General features: G+C 70.7%; 8 protein-coding genes and 1 tRNA gene. 8 read left to right on the top strand and 1 reads right to left on the bottom strand.

The window, feature by feature from the left end:
• The first annotated feature begins 2 nt into the window (after positions 1-2).
• From ATL42_RS05950 to ATL42_RS05925, 6 genes are all read left to right on the top strand, one after another.
• Entirely contained in the window at positions 3-1,598 is a 1,596-nt protein-coding gene (locus ATL42_RS05950; RefSeq protein WP_342748112.1) for a DNA polymerase Y family protein, read from the top strand.
• Positions 1,591-4,926, top strand: a complete 3,336-nt coding sequence (locus tag ATL42_RS05945) for an error-prone DNA polymerase (RefSeq protein WP_098454560.1) — start codon at positions 1,591-1,593, stop codon at positions 4,924-4,926. The genes ATL42_RS05950 and ATL42_RS05945 overlap by 8 nt, the downstream gene beginning before the upstream one ends.
• 51 nt (positions 4,927-4,977) lie before the next feature.
• Positions 4,978-5,994 (top strand): dihydrodipicolinate synthase family protein, encoded by a 1,017-nt coding sequence (locus ATL42_RS05940; protein ID WP_098454559.1) that lies wholly within the window; start codon positions 4,978-4,980, stop codon positions 5,992-5,994.
• A gap of 52 nt (positions 5,995-6,046) precedes the next feature.
• Positions 6,047-6,880: a serine hydrolase domain-containing protein gene (locus tag ATL42_RS05935; protein WP_098454558.1), complete on the top strand. Its 834-nt coding sequence runs from the start codon at positions 6,047-6,049 to the stop codon at positions 6,878-6,880.
• A gap of 186 nt (positions 6,881-7,066) precedes the next feature.
• Positions 7,067-10,639, top strand: a complete 3,573-nt coding sequence (locus ATL42_RS05930; RefSeq protein WP_169925349.1) for a S8 family peptidase — start codon at positions 7,067-7,069, stop codon at positions 10,637-10,639.
• A gap of 85 nt (positions 10,640-10,724) precedes the next feature.
• On the top strand, positions 10,725-11,501 hold the full coding sequence (locus ATL42_RS05925; RefSeq protein WP_098454556.1) for a class I SAM-dependent methyltransferase: 777 nt from the start codon (positions 10,725-10,727) through the stop codon (positions 11,499-11,501).
• 148 nt (positions 11,502-11,649) lie between these two features.
• On the opposite strand, the gene ATL42_RS05920 is transcribed toward ATL42_RS05925, so the two are convergent.
• A tRNA-Leu gene (locus ATL42_RS05920) sits at positions 11,650-11,732 on the bottom strand.
• Positions 11,733-11,952: 220 nt separating this feature from the next.
• Between ATL42_RS05920 and ATL42_RS05915 the strand changes: the two genes are divergently transcribed.
• Together ATL42_RS05915 and ald are read left to right on the top strand one after the other, a co-directional pair.
• Positions 11,953-13,155: an AI-2E family transporter gene (locus tag ATL42_RS05915; RefSeq protein WP_098454555.1), complete on the top strand. Its 1,203-nt coding sequence runs from the start codon at positions 11,953-11,955 to the stop codon at positions 13,153-13,155.
• Entirely contained in the window at positions 13,155-14,309 is a 1,155-nt protein-coding gene (ald, locus tag ATL42_RS05910) for an alanine dehydrogenase (RefSeq protein WP_098454554.1), read from the top strand. Before ATL42_RS05915 ends, ald begins: the two co-directional genes overlap by 1 nt.
• Positions 14,310-14,316: the final 7 nt, after the last annotated feature.

Below are 14,316 nucleotides of genomic sequence, written 5' to 3'. Positions count from 1 at the left end.
TGGTGGACACTGCGCACCGGACCGCTGTCGTCTGGGTCCCGGACTGGCCCGTGCTGGCTGCGATGCGGGCGGACGACGTCTCGGCAGGCACCCCGTCGGCGGTCCAGGACGGTCGTCGCGTCACGGCGGTCTCGGCGCTCGCACGCGCCCAGGGAGTTCGCCGAGGCATGCGTCTGCGGGCCGCTCAGGAGTGCTGCCCCGGCGTGGAGCTGCTGCCTGTCGACGAGGGGCGCGACACCCGGGAGTTCGAGCCTGTCGCCGTGGCGGTGGAGACCCTCGTGGCGGGGCTGGAGATCGCCCGTCCTGGTCTCGTCCTGCTGCCTGCCGCAGGCGCGAGCAGGTATCACGGGTCGGAGGAGAACCTCGCGAGGCGTCTCGTGGAGACGATCGCCGAGCGCACCGGGCACGAGTGCCAGGTGGGGATCGCCGACGGGATCCTCGCGGCCCTCCTCGCGGCACGGACCTCGCAGATCCTGCCGCCAGGAACGTCGGTCGGCTACCTCGCCCCGCACCCGCTCGAGGCGCTGCTCCACGCCTCGACGACGCCCCAGGCCGTGGCAGAGGTCCGCGGGCTCGTCGACCTGTGGGGGCGGCTCGGTCTGCACACCCTGGGCGACCTCGCGGCGCTCGCCGAGGCGGACGTCCACACACGCTTCGGTGCCCAGGGGCGCTGGGCGCACCGGCTCGCTCGCGGCGCCGACCTGCGTCCACCGGCACGTCGGCGCATCGAGGCGGACATCGAGGTGGGGTGCGTCCTCGACCCGCCGGCCGAGCGCGTCGACATCGCGACCTTCGCCGCTCGTTCGCTCGCCGAAGAGCTCTACGCGCTCGTCCTCGAACGCTCCGTGACGTGCGGACGCATCCGGATCACCGCCCGCACCGAGTCGGGCACCGACCTCGTCCGGACCTGGCGCACCGACGACGGCGCCCTCGGCGGGCTCTCCGCCGCCCGCATCACCGACCGCGTGCGCTGGCAGCTCGAAGGATGGCTGTCCGCCGCACGCCTCACCGGGGACGACGACGACCCGGAGCCCGCCGCGCTCGTCCGGCTCGGGATCACGGCCGAGGACATCGCCCCCGCCGGCTCGCAGCAGGGCCGGCTGTGGGGCGCCGCGAGCGGTCACGACCTGCGGGCGCGTCGCGTCACCGAGCGCGTCCAAGGCCTTCTCGGCGGCGACGCGGTGCTCAGCGCGAGCATCCAGGGCGGTCGCGGCCTCGTCGACCAGGTGCACCTCGTCCCCTGGGGGGACGCCGACGCCGCCGCGCGACCCGTCGACCGGCCCTGGCCCGGCCGGCTCCCCGACCCGGCACCCGCGACCGTCCTCACCGACCCCGCCCCCGTGCAGGTCCTCGACGCGACCGGGCAGAGCGTCGGCGTCAGCGTGCGGCTGACCCTGAGCGGGGAGCCCACCGTGATCGTCACCGAGGACGGCACTCACCGCGTCAGCGGCTGGGCCGGCCCGTGGCCGGTCGCGGAACGCTGGTGGACCGCCACGCCCCAGCGCAGGGTGTACCTCCAGGCGATGCTCGACGACGGCGACGCCCTCCTGCTCGCGTGCACCGGGGGCCGATGGACCTGCGAGGCGCTCTATGACTGAGCGACCGCCGCCCTACGCAGAGCTGCACGCGCACTCCGCCTTCAGCTTTCTCGACGGCGCGTGCCACCCCGAGCAGATGGCGGCCGAGGCCGTGCGCCTCGGTCTCTCCGCGCTCGCGATCACCGACCACGACGGTCTGTACGGCGTCGTCCGCTTCGCCGAGGCCGCACGCACGGTGGGGCTCCCCACCGTGTTCGGTGCCGAGCTCCACCTGCCCGGCCCCGACGGAGTCCTCGACGCCCCCACGGGCGTCCCCGACCCGCGCGCCTCGCACCTGCTCGTCCTGGCCCGCGGACCCCAGGGCTACCGCAACCTCTCGAGAGCGATCGCCACCGCACACCTCGCCACCGGCCACAAAGGAGCAGCGGACTACACCCTGGAGCACCTCGGAGAGGAGGCCGCCGGGGAGTGGCTCGTCCTCACAGGCTGCCGCAAGGGCGCCGTGCGCCAAGCACTGGGAGGCGGCCGGTCCTCCTGGGACCCGGACGCAGCCCGCACCGAGCTCGACCGGCTCGTCGCGACCTTCGGCCACGACAACGTGGCCGTCGAGCTCACCGACACCGGCGACCCCTTCGACGGCGAGCGCAACGACCTCCTCGTCGACCTCGCCCAGGCGACCGGCCTGCCGTACGTCGCCACGACCGGAGCCCACTACGCCCACCCCCGGGACGCGAACCTCGCCGCAGCGCTCGCGGCCATCCGCGCCCGGTCCTCCCTCGACGACATGGACGGCTGGCTGCCCGCCGCGCCCACCGCCCACCTGCGCTCTGCCGCCGAGATGCTCGCCCGCCACCGTCGTCACCCGCAGGCGGTGCCGGCGGCGGCAGCGCTCGCCGCCGAGTGCGCGTTCGACCTCGCGCTCGTCGCCCCGAACCTCCCGCCCTACCCGGTGCCCGCCGGGCACACGGAGGCGACCTGGCTGCGCGAGCTCGTCGCGCGCGGGGCGCTCGACCGCTACGGTCCCCGCGGCGCGGAACGCATCCCCGGCGCCTACGCCCAGATCGACCACGAGCTCACGGTCATCGAGAACCTCGACTTCCCCGGGTACTTCCTCATCGTCTTCGACCTCGTGGAGTTCTGCCGCACCCACCGCATCCTCGCCCAAGGCCGAGGGTCGGCAGCCAACTCGGCCGTCTGCTACGCGTTAGGGATCACCGCGGTCGACGCCGTCCGCCACGGACTGCTCTTCGAGCGCTTCCTCGCACCCGAGCGCGACGGACCGCCCGACATCGACGTCGACATCGAGTCCGGCCGTCGCGAAGAAGTCATCCAGCACGTCTACACGACGTTCGGGCGCACGCACGCAGCACAGGTCGCCAACATCATCTCCTACCGACCACGGTCAGCCGTCCGGGACGCAGCACGAGCCCTCGGCTACGACGTCGGTCAGCAGGACGCCTGGAGCAAGCGCATCGAACGGTGGGGCTCGCTGCGCCCGACCGACACGCCCGAACCTGCCCACCCGGCAGCACTGCCGCCCGGGATCCCGACCGCGCGCGGCGACCGCTCGCAGGCCCGCGACGGCATGTGGCCGCTCCCGCCCGAGACCCAGGGCGGCGACGTCGACGGCATCCCCGACCCCGTCGTCGACCTCGCCGAGCAGCTCCTGCGCCTCCCACGGCACCTGGGCATCCACTCCGGCGGCATGGTCATGTGCGACCGCCCCGTCATCGAGGTGTGCCCCGTCGAGTGGGCGCGCATGCCCGGACGCACCGTCCTGCAGTGGGACAAGGAAGACTGTGCCGACGCCGGGCTCGTGAAGTTCGACCTCCTCGGCCTCGGCATGCTCACCGCCCTGCGGATCGGCTTCGACCTCGTCGAGGAGCACGAAGGGGTCACGCTCACCCTCCACGGGCTCCCCGAGGACGACCCGGCCGTCTACGACCTCCTGTGCGCCGCCGACACCATCGGGGTGTTCCAGGTGGAGTCGCGCGCCCAGATGTCCACGCTGCCCCGCCTGCAACCCCGAACCTTCTACGACATCGTCATCGAGGTCGCCCTCATCCGTCCCGGCCCCATCCAGGGCGGTTCGGTGCACCCCTACATCAACCGCGCTCGCGGACGAGAGAAGGTCACCTATCTCCACCCGCTGCTCGAGAAGTCCCTCGCCAAGACGCTCGGCGTGCCGCTCTTCCAGGAGCAGCTCATGCAGATGGCGATCGACGTCGCCGGCTTCACCCCGACCGAGGCAGACCAGCTGCGGCGTGCGATGGGGTCGAAGCGCTCGACCGAGCGCATGGAAGCCCTCCACGACAGGCTGCTCGACGGCATGGCCGCGAACGGCATCAGCACCGTGACCGGCGAGCAGATCTTCGACAAGCTCAAGGCCTTCGCCGACTTCGGCTTCCCCGAGTCGCACGCCTACTCCTTCGCCTACCTCGTCTACGCGAGCGCGTGGCTCAAGGTGCGGCACCCGGCGGCGTTCTATGCAGGTCTCCTGGCAGCGCAGCCCATGGGCTTCTACTCCCCGCAGTCCTTGGTCGCCGACGCGCGGCGTCGCGGCGTCACGGTGCTGCGGCCCGACGTCGCGGCGTCCGGTGTCGAAGCAGGCCTGGAGCGCGTCGCAGGCCCGGACCGGGGGCACGCACCGGAGCGGGCGGACCCGCCTGCTCCGGCGGGCGGGGTGCTCGCCGTGCGCATGGGCCTCGCGTCGGTGCGCAGCGTGGGCGCCGACGTGGCCCGGCGCCTCGTCGACGAACGGACCAGCGGTGGACCGTTCATCGACCTGCGCGACCTCGCCCGCAGGGTGCGCCTGACCACGGCACAGCTCGAGGCGCTGGCCACGGCCGGTGCGCTCGACTGTCTCGGGGTCGATCGCCGGGAGGCGTTGTGGGCTGCCGGCGCGCTCGCCCAAGAGCAGCCGGGCACTCTGCCCGGGGTCTCGGTCGGGGTGTCTGCCCCGACGCTCCCGGGCATGAGCGAGATCGAGACCGCGGTCGCCGACGTCTGGGCGACCGGCGTGAGCGTGGACTCCTACCCGACGCAGTACGTGCGGCCGAGCCTCGTCGCCGCAGGCGTCCTCACGGTCGACGCGGTCTTCACGCACGAGGACGGGCGCCGGGTCGCCGTCGCCGGGGTCGTCACCCACCGGCAGCGGCCGGGTACGGCGCGCGGCGTGACGTTCTTGTCGATCGAAGACGAGACGGGCATGCTCAACGTCATCTGCTCACCGGGGTTGTGGCAACGGTTCCGCCGGGTGGCACGCACGTCGGCCGCGCTCGTGGTCCGTGGACGCATCGAACGCGCGGACGGCGCCACCAACCTCGTCGCCGAGCATCTTGCGCCGTTGTCGTTGCAGGTTCGAACTTCTTCACGAGACTTTCGCTGATGAGAGGGTTTTCAGCCTTCTCTTCAGCGGAGTCGTGGATACTGTGAACTGATGCCTTCGATCGGTCCTCTCGTCGCGTACCCGCTCACCCCACGAGGGGAGGACGGGCGCTTGCTGACCGGTTCGTTCGAGCGTCTGGTCGACGCAGCGATCACGGCCGGTGCCAGCGCGGTCGGGGTCCTCGGGAGCACCGGTGGCTTCGCGTACATGCCGCGCAGCGCGCGCAAGCGGATCACCCGCAGCGCTGTCGAGGTCGCGGCAGGACGCGTCCCCGTCATCGTGGGCGTCGGGGCCCTGAGCACGGCCGAGGTCGTCGCCAACCTCGCTGAGGCGCACGCCGCCGGCGCGAGCGGCGCGCTGCTGCAGCCGATGGCCTACCAGCCTCTGCAGCCCGACGAGATCTACGGCCTCTACCGTGACGCCGCCGCGTCTTCCGACATCCCGCTGTGGGTCTACAACAACCCGGGGACCACCGGGCACCGCTTCGGTGTGGACGAGCTCGCCCGGCTGGCCAGGCTGTCCGGCGTCGCCGGGTTCAAAGACCGTGGAGCGAACGGCCCGGACGTCAAGGACCGCATCGAGAAGATCACCGCCGAGCTGCCGCAGCGGACCGCGAACCGGCTCGACTGGGGCTTCAGCGGAGACGGGCTCGGCGCCCAGATCCTCCTCGCAGGAGCCTCTGCGTGGCACTCGAGCATCGCCGGGGTGCTGCCCGACATCTGCGTGGCGATCACCCGGGCCGCGACGTCGGGCCAAGCAGCCGAGGCGCGGACGCTCCAGCTCCAGCTCACGCCGCTCGCGATCATCGTCCGCCAGTACGGCGGGATCCGCGTCGCCCACGCGATCGCCGAGATCCTCGGGCTCGCCCCCGGTGCGCTCCCGAAGCCGCTGCTCCCGCTGCCGGTCGATGCCCGGATGCTCGTGCAGATCACCGTCGAGGCGATCAAGGTGCCGAAGCCTCCTGCCCCCAAGCGTGAGCGCACCCAGGCGACGAGGCCGACCTCCGAGGACGAGACGCGAGCCACAGCGGCTGAGGAGTCCGCCGCGGCAGGACGCCACTCCGGCTGAGGGGCGTTCAGGCCCGGCACGGGCGCTGTCAGGGATGTTCTAGGGTCGTTCCATGCGTAGCGTGGAGATCGTCGAGTCCTGGCCCGTGACGAACGCCTCGGTGGCGGTGATCTCAGCCGACGGCGACGTCCTCGGGTCCCACGGGGACCTCGACCACGTGTACCGGCTCGCCTCGGTGACGAAGCTCCTCACGTCCTACGCGGTGCTCGTCGCCGTCGAGGAAGGGGTGGTCGAGCTCGATGACCCGGCCGGACCGGACGGCGCGACCGTACGTCACCTGCTCGCGCACGCGGGCGGCTACGACTTCAGCGAACGCACGGTGCGGGCCGCGCCGGGTGCGCGGCGCATCTACTCCAACGTGGGCTTCGAGGTGCTGGGCGAGACGGTCGAGGCGCGGTCAGGGATCGTCTTCGCGGACTATGTCCGTGACGCGGTGCTCGTCCCGCTGGGCATGACGTCGACGTCGTGCACGGGGTCTCCGGCAGCGGGGGCGTCGTCGACGGTGAACGATCTCGTCCGGTTCGCGAGCGAGGTCCAGCACCCGACGCTCCTGCACCCGACGACGGTGGCGGAGGCGACCTCTGTCGTGTTCCCCGGCCTCGTCGGCGTGGTACCCGGTTTCGGTCGCCAGACGCCGAACGACTGGGGGCTGGGCTTCGAGATCCGGGACGGGAAGTCGCCGCACTGGACCGGGGCCACCAGCTCTCCTCGGACCTTCGGCCACTTCGGTCAGTCCGGCACGTTCGTGTGGGTCGACCCGGACGCGCGGTTGGCGTGCGTCGCTCTCACGGACCGGGACTTCGGGCCGTGGGCTGCCCAGGTGTGGCCGGTGTTCACGGACGGTGTGCTCGCCGAGGTCGCTGGCGCCGCGGGCACTGCTGGCTGAGCGGACCGACAACCCCGCTGGTCGTCGAGCTCTTTCCTGGATCCTGCACGCGTCAGACACGCCGAAATGTGCATATCGCGTGAACGGGCCATGTGGGAACTATGTCTGTATCGTGTCCAAACGTGCCGCCTGTCACCATCGACATCGCGGTCCGCGTCCGACTCAGCATCCTGGAATGGGGCTCCAATGCGCTCGAGACTCACCGGAACACGCACGATCCTCGCGACCGCGGTCGCCACCGCGCTCGTGACCACCAGCCTCGTAGCCGGCACCGCCGCTGCGAGCACCGATCCCGTCGACGTGACGGCCTACGGGCTCGGCGCGCCGATCGACCCGGGTGACGCCGTCCTTTCACCGCGCCTGACGGACCTCGAAGGCCGGATCTCGGTCTTCGTCCAGACCGCGGGCGAGAGCGCGCTGGCCGTGGACCAGCAGGCCAAGCAGACCCAACGCACCCAGACGCCCGGCCAGTCTGCACAGGGCGCGCAACGAGCCGACGAGATCGTCGACACAGCCGCTGCCATCGAGTCGGCGGTCGTCGCCGACGACCCGGCCGCAGAGGTCCTCTACGTCGCGCGGTACACCGTCCCCGGCGTGGCCATCTCTGCCGACGCCGACGCGATCCGCCAGCTCGTCGACGAGGCCGACGTCGTGAAGATCACGCCGATCGTCCCCCGCTCGACCGGGCTGCCGCAGGACGCCGACCCGGCGAACGCGCAGTCGGCCGAGCTCGTGAAGACCCTCGACACGTGGACCCAGACAGGGCAGACAGGCGAGGGCGCGACCGTCGCCGTCATCGACACCGGCATCGACTACACCCACGCCGACTTCGGCGGGCCCGGCACCGTCGAGGCGTACGAGACAGCCGTCGCGTCGACAGACGCACCCGTCGAAGGCTGGTACGACCCGGCAAAGTACCTCGGCGGCTACGACTTCGCCGGATCGACGTACAACGCCGACCCGTCGAGCGCGGACTACCAGCCGGTCCCCGAACCGGACGCCAACCCCGTCGACGGACCCGGAGGGAGCCACGGCACGCATGTCTCGGGCACCGCGCTCGGATACGGCGTCGCGGCCGACTCGACGACGTTCCGGGGCAGCTACAGCGACCTCACCGCCGGTGTGCTCGACGACTTCGTCGTCGGCCCAGGCTCCGCGCCGCTCGCCGGCCTGTACAGCCTCAAGGTGTTCGGGGACTTCGGCGGCAGCACCGACGTCGTCGGCGCCGCGCTCGACTGGGTCGGCGAGTCCATCGCCGACGGCAACCAGGTCGACGTCATCAACATGTCCCTCGGCAGCGACTACGGTGCGGTCGACGACCCGGACAACGCCAAGGTCGTCGCCCTCATGGACTACGGGGTGCTCCCCGTGATCGCGGCAGGCAACGCCGGCGACCTCACCGACGTCGCGGGCAGCCCGGGCAACACCGGGCGTTCGCTCGCCGTCGCGGCGACCGCGAACGGCCACGGTCTGCTCGACGCGATGGCCGTCACCGCACCCGCCGAGCTCACCGCCGACTCGCCCTACGCGGGCCAGTACTCGGTCAACTTCTCTGGTGACTTCGCCGTCGCCGGGACTGTCGCCGCCCCCACAGACCCGGCGAACCTCGACGGGTGCACGGCGTTCAACGACACGGACGCCGCGCTGCTCGCTGGGAAGATCGCCTGGCTCGAGTGGGATGACGACGACGTCGCGTGCGGGTCCGGGGCTCGATTCAACAACGCGGCCGCAGCCGGAGCCATCGGCGTCGTCCTCACCTCCGGGCTCAGCACCTTCGAGTCCGGCATCGCCGGGAACTTCGCGATCCCGGGCATCCAGCTCACCGTCGTCGGGACCCAGGCGCTCACCGACCCTGCACACGACGGCACCCTCGAGGTCGAGCTCCGCAGCGACCTCGCGCACACCTTCGGGACCTTCGACGGCGCGCTCGTCGACACGCCGGCGGGCTTCACGTCTCGTGGCGTGCACGGGTCGTACGGCGACGTCGTCAAGCCTGACGTCGCGGCGCCCGGTGTCTCGATCGTCTCCGCAGGCTCTGGCACGGGAACCGGCCTCAAGGTGAGCAGCGGGACGTCCATGGCCACGCCGATGACTGCTGGCGTCGCTGCGCTCGTCACGCAGGCGCACCCGTCGTGGACACCTGACGACATCAAGGCCGCGATCATCAACACCGCCACGCACGACGTGAGCGAGGTGGACAGCACGCAGACCTACGCGCCGCTGCGCGTCGGCACAGGGCGGATCGACGCCCTCCAGGCGGTGACGAACACCGTGACCGTCCAGTCGGTCGACAGCGGCGGTCTCGTCACCGCGTCCTTCGGAGTGGTGGAGGTCGGCGGCGCTCTCGACGAGCAGCGCGTCGTCCGGGTGACCAACCACGGCGAGACCCAGGCGGACTACACCCTCGCCTACGTCCCGCGCACGACGATGCCGGGCGTCACCTACACGCTCAGCACCGACGCCGTGAGCCTGGCGCCGGGGGAGTCTGTCGACGTGACGGTCACGCTCTCCGTCCCGGACCCGACAGCCCTGCGCAAGACGATCGACCCGACGATGGAGTCCGTCCAGGACGGGATCGTCCGGGAGTTCGTCGCTGACGCGTCGGGCATCATCGAGCTCACCCCCGTGCCCGACGGCGTCTCGCGCCTGCGGGTCGCGGTCTACGCGGCACCTGAGCCGGTGAGCGACATGGCTGCTGCGGCGAAGGTCGCCTTCCAGGGAAAGAAGGACGAGACGGCTCGGCTCAGCCTCACCGGTCGCGGGGTAGCCCAAGGTGAGGGTGCTGAAGCGTACGTCTCCCTCCTGGCACCGTTCCAGCTCGGCATCGAGGACCCGGCCGAGGTGTTCCCCGAGTCGTCTGCCGTGCAGACGCTCACCGGGCTCGACATCCGGTACGTCGGCGCGTCGACGACCGCGCCACAGCTCACGGACCCGTCCCAGGGGACAGTGTCCTTCGGCATCGTCATGGAGGGCGACGCCGCGAGCCTGTCGCCGTCGGGGTACCCCGTGGTCTTCATCGACGTCGACAAGGACGAGACACCGGACTACATCACGTACATCTCGAAGCTCGGTGCGGTCGACGTCGACGTCGCGGTGACGGTCGACGCCGCGACGGGTGAGTCCGTCGACATCCAGCTGGTGAACGTGCAGCCGGGGGGCCTCGACGCCAACGTGTTCGACACGAACGTCATGGTCCTGCCGGTCAGCCTCGCCGCGATCGGTTTCACATCTGGCTCGACGAGCACGGAGATCTCCTACAGCGTGCAGACCGAGTCGTACTACGCACCGGGGTATCTCGACGATCCGCAGAACGTGGTCGTCGACGAGACGGCCACCGCGACGTTCGACGTCTTCGCGCCCGCGCTGTGGTTCGGTACGGCGGGCGACGGGGCGAGCGAGTCCGTCGTCTTCCAGGACACGCCGGGCACCCTGGCGGTCAACCGGAGCGTCGCCGACCGCTGGCCGCACCGTGCGGGAACGGACGCACGGTCCGCAAAGGTGGAGCCGCAGGTCTTGCTGCTGCACCTGCACAACGCGAGCGGTGACCGCGCCGAGCTCGTCGCCACGTCGACGAGCAAGAGCAAGCCGACGCCGACGCCCAAGCCGACGCCCAAGCCCAAGCCGACGGCGACGCCCGCACCGTCGCCGTCACCGACAGCAGAACCGTGCCGCGCGGACCCGCCGCGTCACCCGTACACCGACTTCGGCCGGGATCGTCCGTGCCGATCGGTAGAGAGGTGCTGCACGAGCGGGCGATGAACCAGGTCTAGAGACCAGGACGAGAGACTGAGAGAGCGAAGGCCCGGCCCACCTCGGGCCGGGCCTTCGCGCTAGCATCCGAACCATGACAGGACAGCTCGCGTGGCGCTGGTGCTACGACCTGCTCGCCACCCGCGGACGCGGGGACCAGTGGTCGTTCATGAACTACGGGTACGCACCGGTGGATCCCGGAGCGCCGCAGGTTCCGCTCGATCCGTCCGAGACCGCTGACCGGATGTGCATCCAGCTCTACGACCATGTCGTGTCTGCGTGCGACCTCACCGGACGCGACGTCCTCGAGATCGGGTGCGGTCGCGGCGGCGGATCCCAGTGGCTCAGCCGCCATCGAGCACCGCGGACGACGACCGGGGTGGACCTCTCGGACCGTGCCGTCGCCCTCTGCAACGACCACCGGTCGGGGCCGGGGCTGACGTTCGTCCAGGGGGACGCGCTCGACCTGCCGTTCCCTGACGCGTCGGTCGACGTGGTCGTCAACGTCGAGTCGTCCCACTGCTACAGCTCGTTCCCCGGTTTCCTCGACGAGGTGCACCGGGTCTTGCGCCCAGGAGGCGCGCTGCTCTTCGCCGACCTCCGCGATCGTCAGGAGGTCGACGAGCTCGTCGGCGCACTGGAGGCGAGCAGCTTGGGGTTGGTCTCTCGTCGGGACATCACCGCCGAGGTCCTCAACGCGCTGCGCATCGACAGCGACCGTAAGTCCGTGCTCATGAAGGCGTGGTTCCCGAGGCCGTTCCACCGCGCCGTCGCCCGCTTCGCGGCTCTGCGGGGGAGCAGGACGTACCGCCGGTTCCAGGACGGGGAGCTCGTCTACCTCAGCGCGCACCTCGTCAGGCCAGGGGCCTGAGCGCGAGAAGCATGAGCACGAGAGGCGTGAAGGGAGACGCGTGGATGCTCGGTAGGAAACGACCCAGGCAGGAAACGATCCAGGCAGGAAACGACGAAGGCCCTGACCCTTGCGGGTCAGAGCCTTCGTCATTCGCTGTCTCAACGAGTGTCCGGAGGGGGACTTGAACCCCCACGCCCGTAAGGGCACTAGCACCTCAAGCTAGCGCGTCTGCCATTCCGCCACCCGGACAGGTGGACCTTCGAGAGCGCCAGGCGCTCTCTTGGGTGCGTCGGAAAATCTAGCACGGTTTCTGGGTCGAGCATGAATCCGTGTCCTGGTGCACACTTGCTCTGGCTGTGCGATGCACTTCAGTGCGCGTGGGGGATGGTGCGTCCCGAGGGTCGAACAGTAGTGTTTGTGCAGGTCACACAGGGACTCGTCGAGTCCACGAGCCACGGGGGGAGTGCGTATGGCAGCCCAGCGAGTCCGCAGCTCCGCTGTGAGGAGGAACACAGGCGCGATCCGCCCTCCTGTTCTCCCAGCCCCAGATCCCGTACCGGGCTGGCTCCGCACCACGGCCGCGTGGTCGTGGCGCCTGCTCCTCGTGACCGCAGCGATCCTCGTGATCTTCATGGCGACAGCCAGGGTGCAGATCGTCTTCGTCGCGCTCTTCGTCGCGCTCGTCTTCACCGCCGTCCTGCGGCCGCTGGTCATCGTGCTCTCACGCGTCATGCCGCGCGGCCTCGCGACCGCGCTCGGCATGCTCGCGGGGCTCCTCGTCGTCGGTGGTCTCGTCACCTACGTCGTCGCGTCGGTCGCCGGCCAGTGGCAGTCGCTCTCCGACCAGTTCGCGTCCGGCACCGACCAGATCTTCCAGTTCTTCGAGGACGGCCCCCTCCCGTTCACGATCACCACCGACGACTACCACGGCTGGGTCCAAGAAGGTCAGGACTGGGTGCAGCAGCACGCAGGCGACATCGCCGGCACAGCGTTCGAGCAGGTCGGCACCGTCGTCAAGGTGTTCTCGACGATCGCGCTCGCCATCTTCTGCACCGTGTTCCTCCTCGCCCGCGGCGAGAACATGTGGACGTGGTTCCTCAACCAGCTGCCTGCCAACGCGCGCCAGGCGTGGAAGGTCGCCGGTGGCGCCGGCTGGTACACGTTCTCCGGCTACACGCGCGGCACCGTGATCGTCGCCGTCTCGGACGGGTTCCTCGCCGGGCTGCTCCTGACCATCCTCGGCGTGCCGCTCGCTGTGCCCCTCGCGGTCCTCGTGTTCCTCGGCGGGTTCATCCCGCTCATCGGTGCCCCGCTCGCCATGGTCATCGCGATGGTCGTCGCCCTCGCCGCGGACGGGATCGTCACGGCCGCGATCGTCGGGATCGGCATCGCGCTCATCGGCCAGTTCGAAGGGCACGTCCTCCAGCCGCTCGTCATGGGCAAGCAGGTCTCCCTGCACCCCATGGTCGTGGCGCTCGTCGTGACAGGAGGCACGCTCCTCGCCGGGATCCTCGGCGCCGTCATCGCTGTGCCGCTCGTCGCCGTCGCCTGGGCCGTGTTCTCCAAGCTGCACCACCCCGACCCACCCATGGAGACGATCGGAGGAGACGACGAGCTGTGCGCGCCCTCAGGAGATCCTGCGAGCGACGACGACAAGCCTGAGGAGATCTGATGCGCATCGGTGTACCGACCGAGGTCAAGAACAACGAGTTCCGAGTCTCTGTGACAGCGACGGGAGTGCACCAGCTCACCGCTCACGGTCACGAGGTCCTGGTCCAGGCTGGCGCAGGAACCGGGTCAGCCATCTCCGACGCCCAGTACGAGGCCGCCGGAGCACAGATCGTCGAGTCCGCTGCTGACGTGTGGGCCGGCGTCGACATCGTCTGCAAGGTCAAAGAACCGGTCGCGTCCGAGTTCGGCTTCTTGCGCCGCGGCCTGACGCTCTTCACCTACCTCCACCTCGCGGCGAGCCTCGAGTGCACGCGCGCGCTGCTCGACGCAGGAACCACGTCGATCGCCTACGAGACCGTCCAGCTGCCCGACCGGTCCCTGCCGCTCCTCGCACCGATGAGCGAGGTCGCCGGCCGGCTGGCCACGCAGATGGGTGCGCACCATCTCATGCGCACCGGTGGTGGTGCGGGAATCCTCATGAGCGGCGTCCCGGGCGTCCGCCCCGCACGAGTCCTTGTCCTCGGCGGCGGGACCGCCGGGCGCAACGCGGCCCAGATCGCGCACGGCATGCGCGCGGACGTCACGGTGCTCGACCTCTCCGTCCCCGTCCTGCGCGAGCTCGACCGAGAGTTCGGCGGCCAGGTCCGCACCGTCGTCTCCAGCCCCCTGGCGATCGAGAACGAGGTCGTCGCCGCAGACCTCGTCATCGGTGCGGTCCTCGTCCCGGGCGCCAAGGCGCCACGGCTCGTCTCGAACGAGCTCGTCTCGCGCATGCGCCCAGGGTCCGTCCTCGTGGACGTCGCGGTCGACCAGGGCGGGTGCTTCGAAGACACGCACCCGACGACCCACGCCGACCCGGTGTACCCGGTGCACGGCGCCGTCCTCTACGCGGTCGCGAACATGCCTGCGGCCGTCCCGGTGACGAGCACGCAGGCGCTCTCGGGCGCCACTCTGCCCTACCTCGCGGCCCTCGCTGGAACCCCAGGGCGTCTCGATCCGCTCGAGCAGGTCCTCGCGACGCTGCGCTCCTCGGCTGCGCTCGCCGGCGGCCTCATGACGCACGACGGTCGTCTCGTGAGCGAAGAGGTCGCCCACGCCCACGGGCTGCCGTACGAGGACGTCCTCGGTCGACCTGACGACAGTTCTCCCGTATGAATGGATC

Origin of the sequence: Sanguibacter antarcticus, from assembly GCF_002564005.1 — a bacterium.
Lineage (GTDB): Bacteria > Actinomycetota > Actinomycetes > Actinomycetales > Cellulomonadaceae > Sanguibacter > Sanguibacter antarcticus.
The sequence above is the reverse complement of the archived record's forward strand: the minus strand, read 5'-3'. Positions and strand labels throughout refer to the sequence as shown.

Excerpts from the sequence above, each read along its gene's own strand:
- ATL42_RS05945 (WP_098454560.1), top strand. The coding sequence starts at position 1,591 with ATGACTGAGCGACCGCCGCCCTACGCAGAGCTGCACGCGCACTCCGCC.
- ATL42_RS05940 (WP_098454559.1), top strand. The coding sequence starts at position 4,978 with ATGCCTTCGATCGGTCCTCTCGTCGCGTACCCGCTCACCCCACGAGGG.
- ATL42_RS05935 (WP_098454558.1), top strand. The coding sequence starts at position 6,047 with ATGCGTAGCGTGGAGATCGTCGAGTCCTGGCCCGTGACGAACGCCTCG.
- ATL42_RS05930 (WP_169925349.1), top strand. The coding sequence starts at position 7,067 with ATGCGCTCGAGACTCACCGGAACACGCACGATCCTCGCGACCGCGGTC.
- ATL42_RS05925 (WP_098454556.1), top strand. The coding sequence starts at position 10,725 with ATGACAGGACAGCTCGCGTGGCGCTGGTGCTACGACCTGCTCGCCACC.
- ATL42_RS05915 (WP_098454555.1), top strand. The coding sequence starts at position 11,953 with ATGGCAGCCCAGCGAGTCCGCAGCTCCGCTGTGAGGAGGAACACAGGC.
- ald (WP_098454554.1), top strand. The coding sequence starts at position 13,155 with ATGCGCATCGGTGTACCGACCGAGGTCAAGAACAACGAGTTCCGAGTC.